Genomic DNA, 22,695 nt, shown 5'->3' on the forward strand with positions numbered 1-22,695 from the left:
GTGGACACTACGATGCGGCGGTGACCGGCGGTGAGCCGACCCGCGACGGGCTGATCAGCGTCGTCGCGCCGATGTACGACGAGGCGCAGAGCGTCCGCCCGTTCGTGGAGCGCGTGTTCGCCGCGCTCGCCGACGAGGACGTCGAGCTGATCGTCGTCGACGACGGCTCCGTCGACGGCACCGCGCAGGCGCTCGCCGAGCTCGCGGCGCAGGAGCCGCGGCTCGTCGTCGTCGAGCTGAGCCGCAACTTCGGCCACCAGGCGGCGATCACCGCCGGCCTCGACCACGCGCGCGGCGCGGTCGCGGTCACGATCGACGCGGACCTCCAGGATCCGCCCGAGCTCATCCCGGTGCTGCTGACCCACTGGCGGGCGGGCGCCGACGTCGTCAGCGCCGTCCGCACGAGCCGGCCGGGGGAGACGCGGTTCAAGCTCCGCACCGCCGACGCCTTCTACCGCGTGCTGTCGCGCGTGGCGGACATCGAGGTGCAGCAGAACGCCGGCGACTTCCGGCTGCTGGACCGCCGGGCGCTCGACGGGCTCCGCGCGATGCGCGAGAGCAACCGCTACCTGCGCGGGATGACCAGCTGGGTCGGCTACGTGCAGACGACGGTCCCCTACGAGCGTTCCCCGCGGCACGCCGGGGAGACGAAGTACCCGCTGCGCAAGATGGTGCGGCTCGGGCTCGACGCGATCGTGTCGTTCTCGCACGCGCCGCTGCAGGTGGCGACGATCGTCGGGTTCGTCAGCGCGCTCCTGGCGTTCCTCGCGATCCCGGTCGCGGTCGGCTTCCGCATCGCCGGGCAGTTCGTCCCCGGCGTCACCACGACCGTGATCGCCGTGCTGCTCCTGGGCGGCATCCAGCTGATGGCGATCGGCGTGATCGGCGAGTACGTGGGACGGATCTACGACGAGGTCAAGCAGCGCCCGCTCTACCTCGTCGGGCGCGTGCGCAACCGGCCCGACGCCGAGGAGGACTGAGCGCGTGCGCGTCGCTGTCGTCGGGGCCGGGGTCGCCGGCCTGACCGCCGCGCTGCGGCTGCAGCAGGCCGGGCACGTCTGCGACGTCCACGAGCGCTGGCCCGGTCTGGGCGGGATGGCCGCGACGCTCGACGTCGGCGGCGGGCACCTCCTGGAGCGCTACTACCACCACTGGTTCACCAGCGACCGGCACATCGTCGCGCTCTGCGAGGAGCTCGGGGTCGGGCCGATCGACTGGCACCCGTCCTCGACCGCGTTCTTCCTCGAGGGACGGTCGTGGCCGTTCACGTCGCCGCTGGACCTCCTGCGCTTCTCGCCGCTGTCGCTGCGCGACCGGCTGCGGATGGGCCTCGCGGTGCTGCGCCTGCAGCGCGCCGGCCGGCCCGTGACCGAGTACGAGCACGAGACCGCCCGCGCGTGGATCCTGCGCCAGATGGGCGAGCGGCCCTACGAGCGGGTCTGGGGGCCGCTGCTGCGCGGCAAGTTCGGGTCGCGCGCCGACGACATCTCGATGGCGTGGCTGTGGGGGAAGTTCATGCTGCGCCGCCAGCTCGAGGGCAAGGAGGCGCGGGAGGAGCTCCTCGGCTACCCGCGCGACTCGTTCGAGCCGCTGTGGACGGCGCTGCAGCAGCGCATCGAGGCGGGCGGCGGGCGCGTCCTGATCGACCGGCCGGTGGCGCGGATCGAGCGCGCGGAGCGCTCGGGCTTCACGGTGCACGCGGGGGCGCCGCAGTCGTTCCGCCGCGGCCACGACCCGCGCGCCTTCGCGCTCGCGCCCGAGGGGCCGGAGCACTACGACGCGGTGCTCGCGACGGTGCCGAGCGACATCTTCCGCGGGCTCCTGCACGGCGACCTCGCCGCCGCGATCGGGGACGACTACCTCGGGCGGCTCGGGCGCGCCGAGTACCACGCGGCGCTGTGCCTGCTGCTCGAGCTCGACCGGCCGTTCTCGCCCTACTACTGGACGAACATCGCCGATCCGCAGATCCCGTTCGTCGGGCTGGTGGAGCACACGAACCTCGTCGATCCCGCCCGCTACGACGGCCGCCGGTTCCTCTACGTCGCCAACTACGTGGCGCCCGACGACCCGCTGCTGGCGCTCGACCGCGACGCGCTGCTGGCGCACTACCTGCCCGGGCTGCGCCGCGTGCGCCCGGACCTCGACCCGTCGTGGATCCGGGCCTCCTGGCTCTTCCGCGAGCCCGCCGGGCAGCCGATCGTCACGGTCGGGTACCACGAGCGGATCCCGCCGCTGCAGACCGGCGTCCCCGGGCTGGTGCTCGCGAACACCACGCAGATCTATCCCGAGGACCGGGGCACGAACTACGCGGTGCGGCTCGGCGGCGAGGCCGCGCAGGAGCTGCTGCTCAGCGTGGGCGCCGCGGCGGCCGGGCCGGCCTGACCTCGGCGATCTCCCGGTACACGGCCCAGGTGGCGCGGGCGGCGTCCTCCCAGCTCCACGCGGGCGGGGCGGGCGCGGGCCGCGCTGCCGCGTGGGCGGCCGCGACGAGCGCCGGCAGGTCGTCGACGGGGACGAGCGTCGCGCGGCCGTCGAGGACCTCGCGCAGCGCCGGCACGTCGCACGCGGCGACCGGCGTCCCGCACGCGAGCGCCTCCACGGTCGGAAGGCCGAACCCCTCGTCGTCGGAGGCGAACACGAGCGCGTGCGCCGCCGTGTAGATCGCGGCGAGCTCGTCGTCGCTGACGTGCCCGGTGAGGATCAGCGGCGCGCCGGCGTCCGTGCTGTCGCACAGCGCGTGCGCCCACTCGCGCGCCGGGCCGACGAGCACCAGCGGCAGCTCGCGCGGCGTCGCGGCGAGCTCGGCGACGCGCTTGCGCGGGTCCGGGCGCTCCATCCCGCCGACCCAGACGAGGAACTCGTCGGGCAGCCCGTAGCGCTCGCGGACCGCGGCGACCTCGTCGGCCGGGCGCGGGCGCATCGCCGGCGCGGGCGCCTCCCCGATCACGCTGATCCGCTCCAGCGGCACGTCGAGCCGCTCGACGACGTCGTGCGCGACCGCCGCGGTCGGGCAGATCACGCGCTGGGCGCGCTCGACCGCGAGGTAGCGCAGGCGGAACCGCATGCCGGTGCGCAGGTACTCGCTGCGGCGCTTCAGCGGCACCACGTCGTGCAGCGTCACGACCTGCGGGACGCCCGCCCGCACGTTCGCGCCGTCGATCCACGGGGAGTGGAACACGTCGACGCGGCGCGGCCGGTGCGTCTCGACGACCACGTCGTCGTCCTGTGCGGTGGCGAGCAGCGCCTCGTGCAGGCAGCGGATGTAGCGGCCGATCCCGCGCGGGTCGCCCGCGCCGCGGGTGTCGAACGCGACCCTCACGCGCCGTCGGCCGGGGTCGCGAGCAGGGGGCGCAGGAGCGCCTCGACGCGGTCGCTGTAGGCGTCGGCGCCGAACCGCCGCGCGGCCTCGCGGGCGCGCGCCCCGAGCTCGTCGCGGCGCTCCAGCACGCGCAGCACCGCGGCGGCGAGCGCGGGCGGGTCGCCCGGCTCCACGAGGATCCCGTTGACGCCGTCGTCCACGACCTCCGCGAGGCCGCCGACGCGGGTCGCGACGACCGGGACGCCGACCGCCATCGCCTCCGACAGCACGGTGCCGAACGGCTCCTGGTGGGAGGGTGCGACCAGCACCGAGAGGTGGCGCATGATCGCGGGCGCGTCGTCGACCCACGGCAGGTGCTCGACGGCCGGGGCGCTGCGCACGTCGGCGAGGTAGTCGGGGTCGGTGTCGTAGGGGTCGTCGCCCATCACCACGACGCGGATCTCCGGGTCGTGCGCGCGGATCGCGGGCGCGGCGGCGACGAGGTCGGCGACGCCCTTGCGGGGCTCGATCCGGCCGACGAAGCCGACGACGGGTCCGGTCTCGCCGTGCGGGCCGGTCGGCGCCCAGGGCGCCGGGGCCTCCCCGGGGTCGAGCTCGATCGGGCAGTAGACGACGTGCGCGCCGAGCCCGTCGAGGCGGTCGGCGACCGCCTGGGAGTCGGCGAGCACGACGTCGGCCCGGTGCCAGTGGCGTGGGACGCGCTCGACGACGTCGTGGACGTGCAGCACGGTCCGGTGCCCGCGCAGCGCGGGCAGCAGGCGCCCGCACACGGTGGAGTTCAGGTAGACGACGTCGTGGGCCCGGGCGAGCTTGCGGGCGCGCGGCCAGGCGGCGACCGCGCGGGCGCCCTCACCGGCACCGAGCCCGCCGACGTCCAGGCGCGCCCAGTCGAACCCCTGGTGGGCCAGCGGCCCGGCCTCCGGCGAGGTCAGCGTGATCTCCCAGCCGCGCGCCCCGAGCCGGCGGGCGAGGCGCACGAGGCCCAGCTCCGCGCCGCCCGGGTGGTCGACCGCGTTGACGGCGAGCAGCCGCGGCGCCTGCGCGGTCACGCGGACACCGGGGCGGGGAGGCAGGTCACGTCGCGGGCGGCGAGCCCGGTGGCGGCGACGAGCAGCTCGGCGAGCGACCGCGGGCCCAGCGGCGCGTGACGCCAGCGTTCGGGGTCGCGCAGCAGCCGCCGGGCGGCGAGCGCCGCGACCAGCGGGGCGGTGAGCACGAGCGCGGGCCGGGGCTCGGTGGCGGCGGCCACGACCCGGCCGTGCGCGGCGGCCTCGCGGCGCAGCTCGCGCAGGGTGGCGGCGATCGCGGGGCGGCCCAGCCGCGGCACGCGGGCGGGGACCGCCTCGCAGTGCCAGGCGGGCCCGTCGACCCGCAGCAGCCCGTCGTCCGCGCGCAGGCCGTCGAGCACGCCGAGCAGCGGCGCGCGCAGGTCGGTGCGCGCGTCCAGCCAGACGACCGCGGCGCCGGGCGCGCAGGCGTGCGCATGGGCGAGCGCGGTCACGAGCGCGGCCGTCGCCGATCCACCCGGGGCGCGCAGGACGTCGGGACCGTCCGGGCCCTCGGGCCACGGCCGCGTGTCCGGGTCGCGGACGGCGTCCAGGACGACGACGCGGTGCGGGGCGGGCTCGTGGTCGCGCAGACGGTTCAGCAGCTCTCCGGCGTCGCCGTAGGCGTGCTGTCCGCGTCCGGCGACGATGGCGACGACCGGGTCGGGCATCGCGACGAATCTACGGCACCTGCGGGGCCGACGGGGCGCACGCGCACCGAGGGCTCCGGGGACGGGGGCGGCCGGTAGGGTCCCCCGGCCGATGGAGTCCCTGCGCGAAGCGGTCTGGCAGGCCGTCCCGGAGGACGTCGAGCCCGAGCGGTTCGCGGTCCGCCGCGCGTTCCTCCTGACGCACGTCGGTCCCGCGGACCGCGTGCTGGACGCGGGCTGCGGCGCGGGCGCGTTCGCGGCGGCCCTGGCCGACCACGGGGCGGAGGTCGTCGGCGTCGACGTCAGCCACGAGGCGATCCGTCGCGCCCGCCGCGCCCACGCGGGCCGCGCGACCGACCTGCGCGTCGTCCCGGAGGGCGTGGCGCTGCCGTTCGAGGAGGACGCGTTCGACACGGTCTGGGCGGGGGAGGTGCTCGAGCACATCGTCGATCCGGTCGGCTGGCTGGCCGACGTGCGGCGCGTCCTGCGCTGGGGCGGGCGTCTGGTCCTCACCACGCCGTACCATGGCCGCGTGTCCACGGTGCTCCTCGGGCTGCGCGCCGCCGCGTTCGACGCGCACTTCGACCCGCGCGCGGACCACCTGCGGTTCTTCAGCGCCCGCACGCTCGACGGGCTGCTGCGCGACGCCGGCTTCGCGGAGGTCGACCTGCGCGCCGTCGGCGGCCCGCCGCTGCTGCGCCACAGCTTCCACGTCGTGGCGAGCTGAGCCCGTGCGCGTCCTGCTCGACACGACCTTCGCGCTGCGCGGCCACTCCGGGACCGGCGTGTACCTCGCGCACCTCGCCGAGGCGCTGCAGCGCATCGGCGTCGACGTGGTCGAGGCGCGCAACGAGGGCCGCCGCGCCCCGGGCGGCGGCGTGCGACGCAGCGCCGTGAACGCGTCCGCGGACCACTGGTGGACGGCGGTGGAGCTGCCGCGCCGCGCCCGCGAGTGCCGCGCCGACGTCGTGCACCACCCGCTCCCGGCCACCAGTCCGCTGGGGTTCGTGCCGCAGGTCGTCACCGTCCACGACCTCGCGTTCGAGCGGCTCCCGGACAGCTTCGACGCGCGCTTCCGCGTCTGGGCGCGGCTCGCGCACCGGGCGGCCGCACGCCGCGCGCAGGCCGTCGTGGCGGTCTCGCGGACCACCGCGCAGGACGTCATGGCGCGCTGGGGGATCGCCGCCGACCGGATCGTCGTCGCCCGCCACGGGCCGGGGCAGGAGCCCGACGCGGTGCGCCCCCGTGACCGCGAGCCCGCCCACCTGCTGTACGTCGGGGACGACGAGCCGCGCAAGAACCTCGGGCTGCTGCTCGCCGCCCACCGCCTGTACCGCGAGCACGCGGCGGCGGTCGCGGGCCCCGACGAGGCGTTCGAGCCGCTGCCGCTCGTGCTCGCCGGGAGCGCGCACGCCGAGCAGGAGGGCGTGCGGGTCGTCGAGCGCCCGGACGCGGAGGCGCTCGCGCGCCTCTTCTCCGGGGCGGCCGCGCTCGTGCACCCGTCGCTGCACGAGGGGTTCGGCCTCACGCCGCTGGAGGCGATGAGCGCCGGGGTGCCGGTCGTGGCCGCGTGCTCGCCGGGCGTCGTGGAGATCTGCGGCGACGCGACCCTCCTGGTCGACCCGCGCGACGCGCACGCGCTCGCCGCGACGCTGCGGCGCGTGAGCACCGACCAGCGCCTGCGCCGCGACCTGACCGAGCGCGGCCGGCGTCGCGCGGCGGAGTTCTCGTGGGCGAGGTCAGCGCGCGATCACGTCCACGCCTATACGCTCGCGGTGGAGCGAGGTGGGCACGGATGAGAGTGGCGATCCTGGGCACGCGGGGAATCCCGGCGTCCTACAGCGGTTTCGAGACGGCGGCCGAGCAGTTGGCCTCGCGGCTGACCGACCGCGGGCACGAGGTGGTCGTGTACTGCCGCCCGCACGTCGTCGACCGGCGGCTGACCGAGTGGAAGGGCGCGCGCCTGGTCCACCTGCCGACGCTGCGCAACAAGTACCTCGACACGTTCGCCCACACGCTGCTGAGCGCGGTGCACGCGGCGCGGCACGTGCGGCCGGACGTCGCGCTGTTCTTCATCGCGGGCAACAGCCCGATGTGCCTGATCACCCGCGGGGCCGGCATCCCGACGGTCATCAACGTCGACGGCCTCGACTCCGACCGCAGCAAGTGGCCGTCGACCGCCAAGCGCTACCTGCGGTTCGCGGAGCGCAACGCGCCGCGCTGGGCGGACCGGGCGCTGACCGACTCGCACGCGGTCGCCGAGATCTTCGAGCAGCGCTACGGCCAGCGGATCGGCGTCGTGCCCTACGGGGTCGACGATCCCGGGCACACGGGCACCGAGACGCTCGAGCGGCTCGGGCTCAAGCCGCGCGAGTACATCCTCTTCGTCGGGCGCCTGGAGCCGGAGAACAACCCGCACGTGCTCGTCGACGCGTTCGCGCGGATCCCCAACGAGCGGGCGCGCGGCATGAAGCTCGTCGTCGTCGGGGGCGCCCCGTACGCCGACGAGTACATCACCCAGGTCATGCGCAAGGGCGATCCGCGGGTGATCTTCCCCGGCTACGTGTTCGGCCGCGGCTACTGGGAGCTGCAGCACCACGCCTACGCGTTCTGCGCCCCGACCGAGGTCGGCGGCACCCACCCGGTGATCCTCGAGGCGCTGGCGGCCGGGAACTGCGTGATCGTCAACGACCACGCCCCGAACGTCGAGACGGTCGGGGAGGCGGGCCTGACCTTCAGCGGCAGCGAGGGCGTCCCGTCGCTGACCGCGCAGCTCGAGCGGGTCCTCGACGACCCGGAGATGGTCGCCTCCTACCGCGAGAAGGCCCGCGAGCGCGCGAAGCAGTACTCGTGGGACGCGGTGACCGACCAGTACGAGCAGCTGCTCCTGGAGGTCTGCGCGGCCGGGGGGCCCGGCGCGCTGCCGGACCACCTGCTCGACCATGACGCGCCCGGGCCGCCCGCAGTCGCGGGCCGGCCCTGAGCGGCGCGCCCTACCGGCGCTTCTTCGTGACCGTGAAGGTCGCGCTGCGCGAGATCACGCGCTTGCGCGACCCGTCGACCCACACGAGCCGCGCCGACCCGGAGGTCCGGACGCTGACGCGCGTGTCGAGGTAGTGGCGCTGGTTGGTGACGGTCACGGTCTTCGCCCGCCGCCACTTCGACCCGCGGCGCGCCGAGCGGAGCTCGACGGCGACCCGGACGGGCCGACCGGCCGGCGCGGGGCGCACGAGCCCCCAGACGCGCAGCTGCTGCCCGCGGCGGATCGTCTCCTTCGGCAGCACGATCGGCAGCTTGTACGCGGCGTAGGCGGGCTTGCGCTTGCCGGAGAGCGACAGCAGCCCGGTCTGGAACGTGCTGCCCCACGCGGCGGCGGTGTTCTCCGGCACGCCGGGCAGCGGCTTGTCGTCGACGAGGAGGAACTGGGCGTGCGTGCGGACGTCCGGGTCGCGCGCGGTGACGAACTCGGCGAGGTTCAGGAACCGCGCCTGCGTCGCGAGCGTCACGCCCGTGGGATCCGGCGGGCGGGTCTGGTACCCGAACTCGGTGAGGTAGAGCGGGACGTTGCGGCCGCCGCCCGGGATCGGCTGCGCGTAGGTGCGGTAGATCGTGGCGAGCAGCCGCTTCAGCGACGACAGGTTCGCGATCGTGAAGAACTCGCGGTCGGTCGGCCGGCGCGTCGGGGAGAAGGTCAGCTCGTACGGGTGGTGCGCGTAGCCGGTCGCGCGGAACAGGCCCGGGTGGGCGGCGGCGAACGCCTCGCGGGCGTCGGCGCCGGGCGGGCAGCCGCGGATCTCGGCGGCGGTCCCCTGCAGCGGCACGAGCGCGTCGTCGAGGCAGTAGAGCTGGCGGATGAACCGGCCGGGCTTCATCGACCGGGTCGTGCCGGTGATGTTCAGGCCCTTCGGGGCGGTCTCGCCGACCAGGATCGTGTCGGAGCCATGACCGGTCGTCTCCAGCGCGCTGAACGACGCGTCGACGAGGTCGCGGTAGAGGCGGGGCGCGGTCTCGACCTGGCCGCTGGGATCGCGCGAGTCCGCGGTCCACTGCGGGGTCAGCCAGCCCGCCTGGTTCGGCTCGTTCCAGATCGTCCAGTAGTCGACGCGGGGCAGCGGTCCGTCGTCGGGACGCCGCGGATCGGTGAACGACCCGTTGTAGCGCTCCGCGACGGCCTGCGTGAACAGCCCGAACTCCCGGGCGCTCGGCTCGAACGTCTCGGCGATGTCCTCGCGCTCGGGCGTGCCGGTCGCCCACAGCGGGGCGGGCGAGGTGAGGTTGAGGTTGATCGCGAGGCCCCGCGCGGCCGCCTGGCGCAGCAGCGAGTCGTAGCGGTCCCACGAGCCGGGCGGGTACGCGGTCGGGTCGCCGGCGTCGAACGCGGGCTTGGTGCGGGACTGGGCGTCGGGCGCCACGATCTTCCAGAACACGCTGACGCGCAGCCGGTCGACGCCGAGCGCCTTGAGCTCGTCGAGCGTCGCGGCGACGTTCTCGGGCGTGTCGTAGATCAGGCGGTTGTCGTCCTGGAAGGTCGACTCCTGGCTGAGCGCCGCGGAGGCGGTTCCGGCGCCGGCGGTGGCGCAGAGGACGAGCGCCGCGCAGAGCGCGGCGAGGGGGAGCGTTCGCATCGGGTCAGGGCCTCGGGGTGGCGGTGCCGGACGGCCCGGTGGTCGCACCGGGCAGCGGCGGGGTGACGGGGACGGTCGCGGCGGCGGGCAGGCCCGCGGTCCGGCGACGTGCCTCCAGGAACAGCGACACGCCCGTGTTGGAGCGGGGGTCGAGGTAGAGCGCCGGCCCGAGCAGCTGCAGGGCACGCCGGGCGTCGCCGGCGACGAGCAGGTGGAACTCGGCGAGCCGCACCCACGGGGTGGCGTTGGAGGGCTGCAGGCGCACTGCCTGCTCCAACGCACGCTGGGCGTCGTTCTTGCGGCCGGCGGCGAGCTCGACCGCGGAGCGCTCGAACAGCGGCTCGACCGAGAGGGGGTTGAGGTCGCGGGCGTCGATCGCCTTGCGGCGGGCCTCGTCGAGCTTGCCCTCGTCGATCAGGGCGAGCGCCTCGTTGCCGGTGTGGAACGAGCGCTCGGGCTGCCAGGTCGCCCAGGCGGCGCCGAGCGCGACGAGCACGACGCCCGCTGCGGCGGCTGCCCGGGTGCGGTCGCGCAGCCCGCTGCGGACGCGCTCGCGCAGGGCGGCGCGGACGACGGGCCCGCCGACGGGACTGCTCGGCGCGTCCGCGTCCGGGCTCTCGCCCAGGGGACCGCGCCCGGCGACGTAGCCCGCCGCGAGCAGCGCGAGGATCGCGAGGCCGGGCACGAACCAGGTGAAGTCGACGAGCGAGTGCACGCCGAACGTCACGACGACCGCCAGCAGCGTCAGGTGCCCGACGCGCTCCGCGGTCCAGGCGCCCTGCCGCCAGCTGCGGCGGCGCAGGTCGAGCGTGCTGCGCGCGGCGGCCAGCCAGGCGGCGAGCAGCGCGAGGCTGACGCCGAGTCCGAGCAGGCCGAGGTCGGCGGCGGTCTGCACGAGGTAGCCGTGGGCGTGCCGGACGGCGAGGTCGTCGGTGCGGAACCGCGGGCGCGCGGTGGCGTACCCGCCCGCCCCGACGCCGTGCAGCTTCTCGGCCCGGAAGATCTTGAGCGCCTGGTCCCAGTAGCGGGCGCGGACGCTGCCGACCGCGGTGAGCCGTCCGGGGTCGTTGGCGGGGAGCGTCGCGTCCGGGTCGGTGAGCTTCGTCCAGCCGTCGGAGATGCTGCCGCCCAGGCCCTTCTCGCTGAACGCGAGCGCCCCGATGACCCCGACCGGCACGAGCGCCAGGCCGACGAGCAGGACGGTCCCGGCCTGCCGCCGGGTGGTGGGCCGCGGCGGGCGGCGCGCCGCGAAGAACAGCAGCGCGAGGCCGACGATCAGCAGGACGACGAGCAGCGCGAGCATCGCGATGCCGAGCTGGTGCCCGGCCGAGGCGCGGATGTCCAGCGGCACCTCGTCCTTCGTGAGCTCGTCCTGGGCGAACACCCACCAGCAGACGATCGAGGCCCCCAGCGCGGAGGTGGAGAGCGCGGCGGCGCCGCGCAGGCGCAGCGGGACGACCGCGAACCAGACGCCGCAGCCGACGACGACCGCCAGCAGCGACCCGCGCGAGTACGCGAGCAGGATCGTGACGAACAGCAGCCCGAGGATCGGGTAGGCGAGCGCGCTGATCGCGGCGTGCCCGTGCCGGCGGGCACCGAGCCACAGCGCGCCCGGGACGCCGAGCGCGGCCATCAGGCCGACCGCGTTCCAGTAGCCGAACGGCTCGCGCAGCCGCGCGAACGTCTCGTCGGGCGCGAAGGTGCCGGGCAGGATCTTCGTCAGCAGCGCGTACGTCGAGATGACCGTCGCGCAGACCACGGTCGCGCCGACGATCGCCGACCAGCGGTGCGGGGCGAGCCGGGCGAGCGCGACGCCGGCGCCGAACGCGGCCGCGTAGGCGAAGGTGCGGTTGGTCTCCAGCCAGGAGTCGGACGGGTTGACCGACCACCAGATCGACGTGGCGGTGAGGATCGCGAGCAGCCCGAACGCCACGAGCGTCGGGGCGCCGTGCAGGCGACCGCCGTCGCGGACCAGCAGCGCGGTGGCGCCGAGCAGGCCGCCCGCGAGCTGCACGCCCATCTCGACCTCGGTCGAGCGGCCGAGCTGCAGGCCGCCGCCGGCGCGCAGCGCGATGAACGCGAGGAGCAGGCCGAGGCCGAGCGTCCAGAGCACGTCGTCGGACGGGCGCGGCAGCGCGCGCAGCCGCGCCCCGGCACGGCCCGCGACGGGCGGGAGACCGGGGAGGGCGGGGCGGCGTCGGGCCGCGGGAGCGGGCTCAGTCGCGACGGGGGCGGACACGCTTCATCACCTGCACGCCGCAGGTGGCGAGCCCGACGAGGGCCAGCAGCACCAGGACGGCGATCAGCGGGGTCGGGAGGGACGTGGAGGACGAGACGCCGATCCGGGGCCCGACGAGGGCGCCGCCGATGTCGATCGGGGTGCGGGCACCGCCCGCGGCCGTCCTGGCCAGTGCGTCCTTCTCCTGCTGGGTCGCGTTCGCGAGCGCCTCGGTGGCGTTGCTCGACCCGCCGCCGGAGCCCGAGCCGCCGCCCGAGCCGCCGGCCCCGCCGGCACCGGCGACGCCGCCGGCCGCGCCCTGCGCGCCGCCGGAGCCCGAACCGGACCCGCCGCCGGACGAGCCGCTGAGGCCGAGCTGCGCGCGGCGGATGACGTCCCGGCAGTCGGTGTACTCGTCGAGGTCGGTCGGGATGTCCTCGATCGCCTTGCGCAGGTCGCCGCGGCTGTGCTGCTGGTCCAGCCGCCCGTCCTGGCAGTCCTGCAGCACCGCGTCACGGTCCGCGGAGGCGACGCCGGCGGGCACGCCGAACGCGGCGCAGAGGGCGAGCAGGGCGATGACGAGTCGACGCGCGGTGGTCATGCAGCGGGGTCGCGTCGCGGGGTTGATCCGTGCGCGGCGACGCGGGAGGTTCCGGTCCTCGGGAACGAGGCTACCGACATCGGGTACCCCTCGACCCCGCGGCCCAAACGGGCGGGAGGAGGCGCGGCGCCCGGCCGGGGCCGTCGGATCATGCGCGGGCGACCGCCGCGTCGATGCCCTGACGCAGGCCCTCGGCCCACGCGGCGAAGGTGTAGGGCGCGACGTCGCGGCGCGCGGCGGCCCCGAGGCGCGCGCGCAGCGCCGGATCCTCGCGCAGGGCCACGAGCGCGTCGCGCAGGGCCGTCGCGTCGCCGGCCCGGACGACGAGCCCGTTGCGGCCGTCGCGCACCAGACCACCGGCGGCGGCGCCGACGGCGTCGGTGGCGATGACGGGGAGACCCTGGTGCATGGCTTCGTTGGCGACGAGTCCCCACGGCTCGCGGAAGGCGGGCGTGGCGACCGACGGTACGACCAGAACGTCCGAGCCGGCCAGGAAGTTGCGGACCTCCTCGGGGGTCGCGAGTCCGTGCGCGGTCACGCCGGGGACGCGTGGGCGGCCGGTGTCGCGCTCGGTGACCCCGACGAGCGACAGGCGGCCGTCGCCGACCCCCGGCCACGCGTCGAGCAGCACGTCGAGGCCCTTGCCGGGCGCGTGCCGGCCGACGAAGACGGCGGTGAACGGCCGCGCGGTCGGGGCGGCGCCCGGGGCGGGCGCACCCCAGAACGCGGAGTCGACCGCCTGCGGCGCGGTGTGGATGCACCGCGCGCCCTGGCGTCGCGCGTGCGCGGCGACGTGCGGCCCGTAGACGACGACCGCGTCGGCGTCGGCGTGGATGCGGCGCAGCAGCGGGGCGGCGAGCCGGTGGGCGGGGGTGCGCACGGGCGCCCACAGGGCGCTCCAGAGGACGAACGGGGTCCGTCCGCGCCGCGCACCCGCGTAGGCGGCGGGCAGCGCGATCCTCCCGGCCGTGCCGCACACGACCGCGCGCCACGGACCGCCCCGGGCGGCGAGTGTCGCGATGTCGCGCTGGGCGACGTGGCGGTGCGGCACGCCGGGGTCCTCGACGCCTCCGGTCGCGTGGTGGGAGCGGCCGCCGAACAGCGCGAGCTCGATCCCGACGCGCTCGTGCAGCGCGGCGAACGCGCCGGTGCGGTCCGGCGGCACGTGGTTGGTGACGAACAGGACCGGGGCCCCGTCGCGCCCGCTCACCGCAGTGCCTCCTCGTAGGCGGCGACCGTCGCCTCCCCGCACCGCTGCCAGGTGAACGCGCGCTCGACCGTCTGGCGGGCACGGCGACCGAGCCGTCCGAGCGCGGCCCGGTCGGCGATCAGCGCGTCGATCTGGCCGGCGAGCGCCTCGATGTCCCCGGGCGGGACGAGCGCGAGCCCGTCCCCGACCTGCGCGATCTCACCGGGACCGGGCTCCCCGAGCGACGCGATCGCGGGCACCCCGCCCGCCATCGCCTCCACGTAGGCGACGCCGAACGCCTCGTCGATGCTCGGCATGACGAACAGATCGGCGCCGTGGCAGAGCGCGACGGCCTCGTCGTGCGGGCGCTGCCCGGCGAACTCGACGCGGTCCGCCAGCTCGAGGTCCGCGGCGAGCCGCTCGAGCGTGCCGCGTTCCGGGCCGTCCCCGACGACGAGGTAGCGCAGGTGGGGGTGGCGGTCGCGCAGCAGCCACAGCGCCCGGATCACGTCCCCCTGGCGCTTGCGACCGACGAGGTGCGCGACGGTGACGAGCGTCGGGTGGTCGTACTGGCGGGGGAGGTCGGCGGCACGTCGGCGCCGAGCCGCACGACGCGGGTGCGCTCCGCGGGCGCCCCGAGCGCCCGGGCGCGGTCGGCGACCCCGTCGGAGTTCGCGAGCACGAGCCGCGCGTGCCCGAACGCGGCGACGACGTTGCGGTGGCCGTCCGTGAACGCGCCGGCGGTGAAGAACACGTCCCCGCCGTGCACGGAGACGACCGCGGGCGCGGCGGGCATCGCGCGGCGCAGCGCGTCGCCGGCCGGGACGGCGTTGTGGGCGTGCAGCAGGTCGAAGCGGAACGACCGGCGCACGCGGGGCAGCTCGCGGCGCAGGACCGGGGCGGCCCAGGCGCCCCAGGAGCCGTAGGACCGGGGTCGCGGCGGCGACACGAACGGCACGTAGCGGACGGTCAGCCCGTCGAGCTCCCGCACGCGCGGGTGGCGCCACAGGGCGAGCGCGGCGGAGGCCAGCTGCGCCTTCGGGGTGGCGGACGGCGGCACGACGCGGTGCAGCACGAGGACCTGCACGTCGGCGCCCGCGTCGCGCGCGGCGAGCGCCTGCTTGTGCGCCCAGATGCCGAGGACCGGGTCGTGGGCCCGCGGGTAGAACTCGGCGACGTGCAGGACCTTCATCGGCCGGGGACGGTACCCGACCGTCCCGGCGCGCCCGTCACGGGACGGGGATCCGCCCGGACCGGACGGTGCGGACCTCGTCGCGCGGGACGTACGGGCGCGTGCGCAGGAACGCGGTCGCCTCGGCGACCGCCTCGTCACGCGGGTAGGTGTCGGCGACGGGCCGCAGCTCGTGCCCGACCGGGGTGGCGTCCACGACGCCGATCGGCCAGCCGTGCTGGGCGGCGACCGCCGCCCAGTGCAGGTCGAGTCCCCAGCCCATCCGCAGATCGGGGAACGGCAGCAGGGTGCGGAACGTGTCGCGGTGGAACGCGGTGACGGGCCCGATCTCCACGAACGTCGTCTCGCGCCAGTCGGCGGCCCGGTCGCGGCGACGGGTGACGTCCCACGCGGCGTGCGAGGAGAGCCGGTGGGCGGGCTGGGCGAGCCGCAGGCCCGCCTCCTCGCAGGTGAGGAGGAACACGTCGAGGAACCCGGCGGGCAGGTCGACGTCGTCGTCGATCACCAGCAGCCAGTCGACGCGCTCCAGCGACGCCTGGGCGAGCAGCCGGTTGAGGTTCTCGAACTTGCCGGCGGTCCCGGCGATCGCGGTGCGGACCTCGACGTCGTGCACGGACCGGGCGAGCTCGGCGTGCGACGCCGCCATGGTGTTCGCGACGTCGGGACGCTCGACGCCGAGGACGAGGACGCGACGGCGGGGCGCGTCGGGCGCCTCGGCGCGCCGGCGCAGCGCGCGGCGGCGGCGCCGGGTGCGCCGGTCCAGGTAGCGGTCGCCGTGGCGGCGCAGCACGGCGCGGCGCCCGCCGACGGTCCCGGAGGTGCCGGAGAGGAAGTCGGGCGTGCCGGCGGCGGCCGGGGCGCGGTGGCGCGGGTGCCACTCGGCGAGCAGCTCGCGCACGCGACCGGCGGAGTGCGCGGCGAGCACCGGGCCGTTCATGCACAGGCGCCGCGGTCCGTGCAGCAGGCAGCCGGCGAGGACCCGCAGCTCCTGCGCGGTGGAGGGCTGGGTGCGCTTGAACGCGTCGAAGCGGCGGCTCGCCCGGCCGCGGCGGAACGCGGCGCGCATGAGCGAGCGCATCCGGGCGTCGTCCCCGGCGCGACGGTGGTCGAGCGCCGCCGCGGCGACGTAGCGGATGCGGCCGCCGACGGCGCGCCAGCGGTCCTGCCACTCCTGCTCGTCGCCGTACAGGTGGCGGGACTCGTCGAACGCGCCGACGCGCTCGACGGCACTGCGGCGCACGGTCATGTTCGCGCCCCAGGCGTGCGGGGCGTCGACGTCGACCGGGCCGAGGTCGAGCTCGGTGACCGGCGCGCCCTCGCGTCCGCAGCGCCAGAAGCGGTGGTCCTCGAAGCGGGCGCGGATCGGGCCGGTGAGGACGCCGACCTCCTCGGGCAGCTCCTCGGCGGCGGCGAGGAGCGCGGCGAGCCAGCCGTCGCGGACCTCGACGTCGTCGTCGACGAAGACGAGCAGGTCGGCGTCGGCGGCGGCGGCGATGCCGGTGTTGCGGGCCGCGTTGAGCCCGCTGGGCCGCTCGTGCGCGACGTACTCCGCGCCGTGCGCGAGCGTCACGCGCCGGGTCTCCTCGCCGGGGCCGTCGTCGACGACGAGCAGCCGGGCGCCCGCCGCGGTGACCTGCGGGGCGAGCGACGCGAGCGCGACCGCGAGGTAGTCGGGTCGGGCCTGGGTGGGGACGATGACGGCGGCGCGGACGGGCACGGGCACCACTGAGGCTAGCCTGCAGGCACGGTGATCCTCGTCCTGCACCATCGCTATCGGGTCCTCGGCGGCGAGGAGCGCGCGGTCGACGACCTCGTCTGGCTGGCGTCCTCGCACCTGGGCGAGCGCGTCGAGCGGCTCGAGCGCGACAGTGCCCGCACGACGTCGGCGGCGGCCGCGGTCGGGCTGGTGCGCGGGGGCCTGCGTCCGGGGGAGGTCGCGGACGCGGTCCGCCGGACCGGGGCGGACGTCGTGCACGCCCACAACCTGAACCCCACGTTCGGCTACCGGGCGCTCGCGGCCGCCCGGGACGCCGGGGCCCGGGTGGTGCTGCACCTCCACAACTCGCGGCTGGTCTGCGCGGTCGGCACGACGATCGATCCGGACGGCCGGGACTGCACGCGCTGCCACGGCCGCGACACCCGGCCCGGGTATCGGCTGCGCTGCCGCGGGGATGCGCGCGAGGCGGCCTTGTACGCGACGTCGCTGGCCGCCTGGTCGGCGCGCCTGGTGGCGCAGGCGGACGTCGTCGTCGTGCCGAGCGCGAGCGCGCTCGAGCGCCTGCGGGCCCTGGGCGCGCCGCTGCCCGCGGAGGACCGCATCCACGTCGTGGCGAACCTCGTGCGGTCGCTGGACCGCCCGCCCGGGGTGCCCGAGCCGCGGGTGCCGTCGCGGGCGCCGGACGGTCCGGCGCTGGTCGTCTCGCGGCTCGCGCCCGAGAAGGGCGTCGAGCTGGCGATCGACGCGTGCCGCGAGGCGGGGGTGCCGCTGGTCGTGGCGGGTGACGGACCGCTGGCGGGGGCGCTGGCCCAGCGTGCCGCGGGCGCCGACGTCACCTTCCACGGGCACGTCGACGGTGCGGCGCTGGCGCGCCTGCGTGCGGAGGCGAGTGTCGCGCTCGTCCCGACCCGCGCGCACGAGAGCTTCGGCCTCGCGGCGCTGGAGTCGCTCGCCGCCGGCCTGCCGGTGGTGGCGACCGCGATGGGTGCGCTGCGCGAGCTCGGCGACGACGTGACGCTCGTCCCCCCGGGGGACGTGCCGGCGCTGGCCGCGGCGACGCTCGCCGCGCGCGCGGACGCGGACGCCCCGGCCCGCGCCCTGGACGCCGCCCGCCGCCGCGCGGCCCCTGAGGTCGTCGCCCCGCAGCTGCGGGCGGTCTACGCGGCGGCGCGCGCCGCCACGCGACCGGGATAGGGCGCGGCGCCGCGTCGGAGCGCCCACGCCGAGCCCGGGCGCCCACGCCGCGCCGGAACGTCCGCGCCGCGGCGGGACGCGCGAGCCGCGCCGCGCCAAGCGCCCAACGCCCTCCGAGCCCGCCGCGCCTCCTGGGCGCGCCGCGTGGACGCCTCGTCCTTCCGGGAAGGTGCTGGTGTCCACAGGTCCGACGGGCCCGTCTGTCTGCCCGCGCCCACCCCGTCCCGCCCGCAGCGCCCCTGCGGACGCCTCATCCTTCAGGGAAGGACCAGGCGTCCACTCGGCGGGCTCGGCCGCGCCCGGCTACCGCCCGCGGCGCCGCGGGAGCGTCTGCCACTCGGGCGACTCCTCGACGCCGGGGCTCGCGTACGCGGACCGCTGGGCGCGACCGTCGCGGCGCATGACCCAGATGTCGCCCTTGGGATCGGCGCGCTCGCTCGTGAACGCGATCAGCCGGCCGTCGGGCGACCAGGCCGGGCCCTCGTCCTTCGTCGTGTTGGTCGTCAGGCGCTGCTCGCGGCCGCCGCGCGCGTCCATCGTCCAGATCTCGTCGGAGGCCTCGACCGCCGGGTCGGCGTCGGGGTTCCCGGGCAGCGAGGCGCGCTCGAACGCGATCCGCCGGCCGTCCGGGGACCATGACGGCGCCGACTCCCAGAGCCCGCTTCCCGCGGTGAGATTGCGGGCGTTGGAGCCGTCCGCGTCCATGATCCAGATGTCCGGGTCGCCGGCGCGGTCGGAGCGGAACGCGATCCGCCGGCCGTCGGGCGAGGACACGGGGTAGAGGTCGTTTGCGTCATCGGCGGTCAGGCGGATCGGGTCACCGCCGTCGCCTGCGCGGATCGACCACACGTCGTACGGGCCACCCCGGTTGGAGCGCACGAGCAGCCGCTCGCCGTCCGCGGTCCAGCCGGGCTGGGTGGAGAACCGCAGGTCGCCGGGCGTGTCGGTGAGCGCGCGGGCGGGGCCGCGGCCGTCGAACGGGGCGAGCCAGGTCTCCTCGTCGCGCGGGTCGGCGGTCACGGTCTTGTAGGCGACGGTCCGGCCGTCCGGGGAGACGGCGGGCTGCTGCTGACGCAGCGGGCCGCCGACGATCATGCGCGGCTCGCGAGTGCCGCGCGTGAGCGCGTAGATGTCGTGGCTGCCGGCCTTCGTGGAGGTGAAGACCAGGGCGCCGTTGCGGCCGGGGAAGGCGGCGTCGGCCGGCGCGGCCGCGGCGAGGGCCGCGACGCACCCCAGCAGGGCGGCGGCTCGGGGTCGGGTGCCGGTCGTCATGACGTGCTCTCCCTTCTCTCGGACGGCGGTGGCCCGTCCCCGCCGGCGCCCGGGGGCACCGGCGGGGCGAGCCGTGTCGGCCCGGGGGCCGACGCCCACTCTTCGTGTGAGGTCCAGTTCACACGGAGGTGGGCAACGAACCGTACAGAGTGCGACAAACCGCGTCGCAGTTCCTGGGTCAGACGACGGTGCGCAGCCAGTCGACGGTGCGGCCGATGCCGTCCTCGACGTCGATCTGCGCCTTCCAGCCGAGCAGGCGCTCCGCCTTGGAGACGTCGGGCCAGCGGCGCACGACGTCGACCTCGTAGGTGGGCAGGTGCTCGAGCGCGAACGCGTCGGGCGCGAGGCCGCACTGCTCCCAGATCACCCGGGCGATCTCCGCGACCGTCATCTCCCGGTCGGCGCTGATGTTGAAGTCCTCGAGCAGCCCGGCGGGCGAGCTCATCGACGCGACGATGCCGTCGGCGATGTCGTCGATGTGGGTGAGCGTCCGGGTCTGCGTCCCGTCCCCGAAGATCGGCAGAGGCTGCCCGTCGGTGAGCTTCAGGCACTTCTTGATCACGTCGGGGACCATGTGCGCGATGCCGGGCTCGTCCTCGGGCATCTCGCCCGGTCCGTACGCGTTGAACGGACGGCAGATCGTGTAGGGCAGGCCGTGCTCGTCGTGCGCGGCGCGGACGTACACCTCGCCGGTGAGCTTGCTGAACCCGTAGGCGCTCTTCGGCACCGGGCAGGTCCAGATGTGCTCCTCGGTGGTCGGGTACTCCGTGGCGCGCTCGAACACCATCGAGCTCGACACGTAGACGAACCGCTCGACGCCGAGGTCGATCGCCGCCCGCACGACGCCGTTGTACAGGCCGTTGTTCATCTCGGTCAGCGTGTACGGCAACTTGTGGAAGTTGCCGATCCCGCCGACGATCGCGGCGAGGTGGATGACGTGCGTGCAGCCCTGCGTGGCGGCGCGCGCCTCGTCGAGGTCGCGCAGGTCGCCCTGGTGGACCTCGCAGCCCTCGCGCATCCACTGCGGCGCCTCGCGCTGGTCGGACACGCGCACCTCGTAGAGCGGATCGCGGAGCAGACGACGGACGACGGCGGCGCCGATGGTGCCGGCACCGCCGGTGACGAGAACGCGGTTCATAGCGCCCGCCAGCGTAGTGGACGGGGCCGCGCCGACCGGTGCCGACGCGCCTGTCCCACGGCGCGGCCGGGGCACGCCGAGGTGCTAGCGTCGGCGCCCGATGGACGTCGAGACCCTCGTCGCAGAACTCGGTGACCTGGCGGCGGGCGGCTCGTTCGAGGGCGGCTCCAGCGTCGCGCAGCGCCGGCACTTCCAGCGGCTCGTGCGCGGGCTCGGCGACCGCCGGGTACGGGTCGTGGAGATCGGCTTCAACGCGGGCGCCGGGTCCGCGGCGTTCCTCACGGCGACCGACGCGGTCGAGGTCGTGGCGTTCGACCTGGGCGTCCACGAGTACGTCGCGCCCTGCTCCGCGCACCTGTCCGACCGCTTCGGCGACCGCTTCTCGCTGGTCCTCGGGGACTCGCGGGAGACGCTGCCCGCGTTCGCGGCGGAGCGTGGCGCGTGGGCGGACCTCGTGCTGGTGGACGGCGGCCACACCGAGGAGGTCGCCCGCTCGGACGTCGAGTGGGGCTCCCGCGCCGCGATGGCCGAGGCGCTGATCGTCGTCGACGACCTCCTGCCGCAGGCTCCCTGGGGGTGGAGGTCCAGCGCGTCTGGGACGACCTCGTCCTCCGCGGCGTCCTCGTCCGGCCGCAGGTCTGGTGCTCGGTGGAGGGCGACGACGACCCGCACCCCGACGACGACGCCTCCGTGCCTGGCCCGGACCGGCGCTGGGGTGTCGCGCAGCGTGCCTGACGGCGCCACCGTGTGGCTCACCGGCCTCTCGGGGGCCGGGAAGACGACGATCGGGGACGCGCTCGTCCCCGCGCTCGCCGCGACGGGCGCGCGCGCCGTCCTGCTGGACGGGGACCGCCTGCGCCGCGGGCTCAGCCGGGACCTGGGGTTCAGCCCGGCGGACCGCGCCGAGCAGGCGCGTCGCACGGCGCAGCTCGCCGCGCTGCTGGCGGGCGACGGTCTCGTCGCGGTCGTGGCGCTCGTCTCGCCGCTGCGCGCCGACCGGGCGGCCGCACGGACGGCCCACGTCGCGGCCGGCGTGCCGTTCCTGGAGGTGTGGGTGCGCACGTCGCTGCGGGAGTGCGAGCGCCGCGACCCCAAGGGTCTCTACGCCCGGGCCCGCGCGGGTGAGCTGACCGGCCTGACCGGGGTCGACGCCCCGTACGAGCCCCCGTGCGCCGCGGAGCTCGTCGTCGCGACCGAGGAGGAGTCCGCCGCGCGGGCGGCCGCCCGGATCGCTCAGGCCGTGCGCAGCGCCGCGAGCTCGCTCGCGTAGCCGAAGACCTGGCCGGCGCCCCAGCAGTTCCAGGGGTCGATCACCAGCGCCGACGGTGTCGCGCACGCGGCGATCGCGGCGAGCGTCTCCGCGGTGCAGAACTCCGGGTGGTTGGCGGCGACCATCACCGCGTCGGCGCCGTCGAGCGCGTCGGTGAGCGGCTGCGTCGGCGTCGTGACCCACGGGTCGTGGACCGCGACGTCGGCGAGCTCGCGCTCGAGCAGCCGGATGAGCTTGTGGGACAGCGAGTCGCGCTCGTCGTCGGTGGCGGACTTGAACGCGAGGCCGAGCACCGCGACCTTCTTGTTCTCCAGCGACCCGAGGCGGCGCTTGGCGCCCTCGACGAGGAACAGCGGCACGCTCTCGTTCACCCGCGAGGCGGCGAGCAGCATGCCGGGCGCGGTCGAGCGCTCCTCGCTGAACGCGAAGTCCTTGCGCAGGCACGTCCCGGCGGTGAAGCCGGGGAGCTTCATGCCGCCGCGCGGGTAGTCGCGGTTGATCAGGTCGATGACCTCGAAGACGTTCGCGTCGTACTGCTCGCAGTCCATCATCAGGAGGTTCGGCAGCGCGAACGTCGCGTAGCGGAGGATGTTCGTCCAGATCTTCGCGAGCTCCGCCTGCTCGGGCGTGGTCTGCACGATCGGCGCGCCGAACACGGAGAACAGCTCGCCCACGACCTCGCCGGAGCGCTCGCCGACGCCGCCGACGATGCACGGCAGCGACACGATCTCCTCGAAGAAGCGCCCGGCGGCGATGCGCTCGGGGGCGTGCGCGACGAAGACGTCCTCGCCGATGCGGAAGTCACGGTGCTTGCGCAGGTAGCCGGCGACGAACGCGGTGGTGCGCGGCGCGATCGTCGAGCGCAGCGTCAGGCTCGTGCCGGGGCGCAGGTGCGGCAGGAGGTCGTCGAGGACCGAGCGGATGTCGCGCAGGTCGATCTCGATGTGGCTGAACGACGGGGTGCCGAGCGTGATCACGACGTGGTCGGCGGCCGCCGCGTCGGCGACCCGGTCGGACCAGCTGATCGTCCCGGCGGCGGTGACGCGCTGCAGGACCTCGGGGGCGCCGGGCTCCTCGAACGGCATCCGCCCGTCGCGGACCGCCTCGAGGATCTGCGGCGAGCGGTCGACGCCCAGCACGTTGAGGCCCCGGTCGGCGAAGGCCAGGGCGAGGGGCAGGCCGACGCGGCCGGTCCCGATCACTGCGACGTCGAGGGTGCTCATCCGGCTCCCAGGGTACCGGCGCGGGGTTCGCTGCTCATGCC

At 76.1% G+C, this 22,695-nt stretch carries 19 protein-coding genes and 1 pseudogene; 7 read left to right on the top strand and 13 right to left on the bottom strand.

All coding sequences use genetic code 11. The annotated features are described in order from the left end of the window. Positions 1-20 precede the first annotated feature (20 nt). Positions 21-980, top strand: coding sequence for a glycosyltransferase family 2 protein (locus tag GKE82_RS18355; RefSeq protein WP_199223895.1), 960 nt, complete (start codon positions 21-23; stop codon positions 978-980). A gap of 4 nt (positions 981-984) precedes the next feature. Further along, positions 985-2,382, top strand: a complete 1,398-nt coding sequence (locus GKE82_RS18360; protein WP_154734282.1) for an NAD(P)/FAD-dependent oxidoreductase — start codon at positions 985-987, stop codon at positions 2,380-2,382. Here GKE82_RS18360 and GKE82_RS30965 read toward each other — a convergent pair. The 3 genes from GKE82_RS30965 to GKE82_RS27280 are packed head-to-tail and all read right to left on the bottom strand — an operon-like array spanning position 2,348 to position 5,036. Next, positions 2,348-3,319 (bottom strand): glycosyltransferase family 1 protein, encoded by a 972-nt coding sequence (locus GKE82_RS30965; RefSeq protein WP_154734283.1) that lies wholly within the window; start codon positions 3,317-3,319, stop codon positions 2,348-2,350. The genes GKE82_RS18360 and GKE82_RS30965 overlap by 35 nt on opposite strands. Further along, the gene (locus tag GKE82_RS18370) at positions 3,316-4,368 is read right to left on the bottom strand and encodes a glycosyltransferase family 4 protein (protein ID WP_196189306.1); all 1,053 of its coding nucleotides are present in this window, start codon (positions 4,366-4,368) and stop codon (positions 3,316-3,318) included. Before GKE82_RS18370 ends, GKE82_RS30965 begins: the two co-directional genes overlap by 4 nt. Further along, complete coding sequence (locus GKE82_RS27280) at positions 4,365-5,036, bottom strand: hypothetical protein (protein ID WP_196189307.1); 672 nt, start codon at positions 5,034-5,036, stop codon at positions 4,365-4,367. The genes GKE82_RS18370 and GKE82_RS27280 overlap by 4 nt, the downstream gene beginning before the upstream one ends. A 91-nt stretch (positions 5,037-5,127) precedes the next feature. On the opposite strand from GKE82_RS27280, the gene GKE82_RS18375 reads away from it, so the two are divergent. Genes GKE82_RS18375 through GKE82_RS18385 form a run of 3 tightly spaced genes read left to right on the top strand, consistent with a single transcriptional unit; the run spans position 5,128 to position 7,998 of the window. Continuing rightward, a complete protein-coding gene (locus tag GKE82_RS18375; protein WP_196189308.1) occupies positions 5,128-5,742 on the top strand; it encodes a methyltransferase domain-containing protein in 615 nt (204 codons plus the stop codon). A gap of 4 nt (positions 5,743-5,746) precedes the next feature. Then, the gene (locus GKE82_RS18380; protein ID WP_154734286.1) at positions 5,747-6,814 is read left to right on the top strand and encodes a glycosyltransferase family 1 protein; all 1,068 of its coding nucleotides are present in this window, start codon (positions 5,747-5,749) and stop codon (positions 6,812-6,814) included. Further along, positions 6,811-7,998, top strand: coding sequence for a glycosyltransferase (locus tag GKE82_RS18385; protein ID WP_154734287.1), 1,188 nt, complete (start codon positions 6,811-6,813; stop codon positions 7,996-7,998). Before GKE82_RS18380 ends, GKE82_RS18385 begins: the two co-directional genes overlap by 4 nt. A gap of 10 nt (positions 7,999-8,008) precedes the next feature. Here the strand turns inward: GKE82_RS18385 and GKE82_RS18390 are convergent, their stop codons facing one another. The 7 genes and pseudogenes from GKE82_RS18390 to GKE82_RS18415 all read right to left on the bottom strand — a co-directional run bounded on the left by GKE82_RS18390 (position 8,009) and on the right by GKE82_RS18415 (position 16,563). Beyond that, complete coding sequence (locus GKE82_RS18390) at positions 8,009-9,640, bottom strand: hypothetical protein (protein WP_154734288.1); 1,632 nt, start codon at positions 9,638-9,640, stop codon at positions 8,009-8,011. A gap of 4 nt (positions 9,641-9,644) precedes the next feature. Then, on the bottom strand, positions 9,645-11,879 hold the full coding sequence (locus GKE82_RS18395; protein WP_154734289.1) for a M48 family metallopeptidase: 2,235 nt from the start codon (positions 11,877-11,879) through the stop codon (positions 9,645-9,647). Further along, complete coding sequence (locus GKE82_RS18400) at positions 11,857-12,459, bottom strand: hypothetical protein (protein ID WP_154734290.1); 603 nt, start codon at positions 12,457-12,459, stop codon at positions 11,857-11,859. Before GKE82_RS18400 ends, GKE82_RS18395 begins: the two co-directional genes overlap by 23 nt. Positions 12,460-12,607: 148 nt before the next feature. Next, a complete protein-coding gene (locus tag GKE82_RS28975) occupies positions 12,608-13,669 on the bottom strand; it encodes a glycosyltransferase family 4 protein (RefSeq protein WP_154734291.1) in 1,062 nt (353 codons plus the stop codon). Next, positions 13,666-14,166, bottom strand: a pseudogene (locus GKE82_RS28980) (glycosyltransferase family 4 protein); the annotation flags it as partial. The gene GKE82_RS28975 and the pseudogene GKE82_RS28980, both read right to left, overlap by 4 nt. Then, positions 14,154-14,840 (bottom strand): glycosyltransferase, encoded by a 687-nt coding sequence (locus GKE82_RS28985; protein ID WP_230316219.1) that lies wholly within the window; start codon positions 14,838-14,840, stop codon positions 14,154-14,156. The gene GKE82_RS28985 and the pseudogene GKE82_RS28980, both read right to left, overlap by 13 nt. 37 nt (positions 14,841-14,877) lie before the next feature. Next, positions 14,878-16,563: a glycosyltransferase gene (locus GKE82_RS18415; protein WP_309233695.1), complete on the bottom strand. Its 1,686-nt coding sequence runs from the start codon at positions 16,561-16,563 to the stop codon at positions 14,878-14,880. Between the two features lie 24 nt (positions 16,564-16,587). Between GKE82_RS18415 and GKE82_RS18420 the strand changes: the two genes are divergently transcribed. After that, positions 16,588-17,751, top strand: a complete 1,164-nt coding sequence (locus tag GKE82_RS18420) for a glycosyltransferase family 4 protein (RefSeq protein ID WP_154734294.1) — start codon at positions 16,588-16,590, stop codon at positions 17,749-17,751. A 303-nt stretch (positions 17,752-18,054) separates the two neighbouring features. Here the strand turns inward: GKE82_RS18420 and GKE82_RS18425 are convergent, their stop codons facing one another. Then, positions 18,055-19,023, bottom strand: coding sequence for a PD40 domain-containing protein (locus tag GKE82_RS18425; protein ID WP_154734295.1), 969 nt, complete (start codon positions 19,021-19,023; stop codon positions 18,055-18,057). 178 nt (positions 19,024-19,201) lie between these two features. Next, a complete protein-coding gene (locus GKE82_RS18430) occupies positions 19,202-20,161 on the bottom strand; it encodes an NAD(P)-dependent oxidoreductase (protein ID WP_107568519.1) in 960 nt (319 codons plus the stop codon). 100 nt (positions 20,162-20,261) lie between these two features. On the opposite strand from GKE82_RS18430, the gene cysC reads away from it, so the two are divergent. Then, positions 20,262-21,431, top strand: a complete 1,170-nt coding sequence (gene cysC, locus GKE82_RS18435; RefSeq protein WP_154734296.1) for an adenylyl-sulfate kinase — start codon at positions 20,262-20,264, stop codon at positions 21,429-21,431. On the opposite strand, the gene GKE82_RS18440 is transcribed toward cysC, so the two are convergent. Continuing rightward, the gene (locus GKE82_RS18440; protein WP_107568522.1) at positions 21,395-22,654 is read right to left on the bottom strand and encodes a nucleotide sugar dehydrogenase; all 1,260 of its coding nucleotides are present in this window, start codon (positions 22,652-22,654) and stop codon (positions 21,395-21,397) included. The two genes, cysC and GKE82_RS18440, sit on opposite strands and share 37 nt — an antisense overlap. Between the last annotated feature and the right edge of the window lie 41 nt (positions 22,655-22,695).

The organism is Conexibacter sp. W3-3-2 (genome assembly GCF_009707605.1).
Classification (GTDB): Bacteria; Actinomycetota; Thermoleophilia; order Solirubrobacterales; family Solirubrobacteraceae; genus Paraconexibacter; species Paraconexibacter algicola.